Below are 1,315 nucleotides of genomic sequence, written 5' to 3'. Positions count from 1 at the left end.
TCATGTACAACACGCTCAACACGATCGCTGGCCTTGTTCGCGACCGACGCAACGACGCGGCGGTGAACATGGTCGTGGGACTGAGTGAATTCCTGCGTCGCGCATCGGAAGATTCGCACAGGGCGCAAGTGACGTTGGCGGAGGAAGTGGACTACCTGCAGCGTTACGTCGACATCCAGAAGCTTCGGTTCGGCGAGCGCCTTGTCGTAAACATGGAACTCCCGAACGAACTGCTCGGCGCCAAGGTGCCGAACCTGCTGTTGCAGCCCCTCGTCGAGAACGCCATCAAGCACGGCATTTGCAAACGAGTGAGCGGCGGCTGCATTCGCATCGTCGGCGAGGACCGGCAAGGGATGCTGCGGCTGACCGTGTCAAACGACGGCCCCTTCACGCAGGAAGATTTCGCTGCAACGGGCACCGGCGTGGGCCTCAGGAACTTGCGGGCACGCTTGCGGATTCTTCACGGCGAGCGGTCCGGCCTGACGCTCCAACCCGCCGGCGAGGATGGCGTCGAAGTCGTCGTCACGCTTCCCCTGCAGATGTCCTGAATGGCGGCGCTGCGGATCCTGGTGGTCGACGACGAGGCGATCGCCCGGCGTAACCTTGTGATCTTGCTGAGTGCCGATCCAGATGTGGCAGCCGTCGTTGAATGCGACTCTGGTCAAGCGGCCGTTGCCGAGATGCGGCGCGCAAGACCTGACGTTCTCTTTCTTGACGTCCACATGCCCGAGTGCGATGGCTTCGATGTGCTCGAACTGATGGGCTCGGACATGCCCGCGGCCGTCATCTTCGTCACGGCGTACGACGAATACGCGCTGCGCGCGTTCGATGCAGGCGCGCTGGACTATTTGCTCAAGCCATTCGACGACGCGCGATTTCACCGCGCGTTGCAGCGAGCCAAGTTTCGGATCGCGCAAGAGCCGACGGCGGGCCGCCCGCCATTGACTCAACTCGTAGTGAAGAACCGGGGCAAGACCTTGTTCTTGAACACGGCAGACGTGGACTGGATCGAGGCGGCCGACTACTACGCATGCTTGCACGTAGGCAATGCGACGCACATCTTGCGCCGCAGCCTGCACGCTCTGGAACGAGAGCTGGACGCAAAGACCTTTGTTCGTATCCACCGGTCCATCATCGTCAATCGCGAGAGGGTTCGCGGTCTAGAGCTTCACAGCAGCGGGGAGCACGAGGTGGTTCTTCAATCGGGCGTTCGGCTGTCAATGAGCCGCAGGTTTCGAAAGAATTTCACCGATCGAATATGACTTCACGAAGCGCCCTTCACTCCTCCAAAGCGACCACCAGCACAGCCTTGGCA

At 61.1% G+C, this 1,315-nt stretch carries 2 protein-coding genes; both read left to right on the top strand.

Annotated elements, in window-relative coordinates; genetic code table 11:
* Window positions 1-548 (top strand): sensor histidine kinase (locus AC1DU6_RS31495; protein WP_477862101.1); only part of this gene is annotated, 548 nt, incomplete at its 5' end.
* Entirely contained in the window at window positions 549-1,262 is a 714-nt protein-coding gene (locus tag AC1DU6_RS31490; protein ID WP_457391427.1) for a LytR/AlgR family response regulator transcription factor, read from the top strand.
* Window positions 1,263-1,315 lie beyond the last annotated feature (53 nt).

This window comes from Roseateles sp. P5_B10 (genome assembly GCF_056400485.1).
This window is presented reverse-complemented; position numbering and strand designations above follow the sequence as displayed.

Coding starts and splice junctions, on each gene's coding strand:
- AC1DU6_RS31490 (WP_457391427.1), top strand. CDS start 549: ATGGCGGCGCTGCGGATCCTGGTGGTCGACGACGAGGCGATCGCCCGG.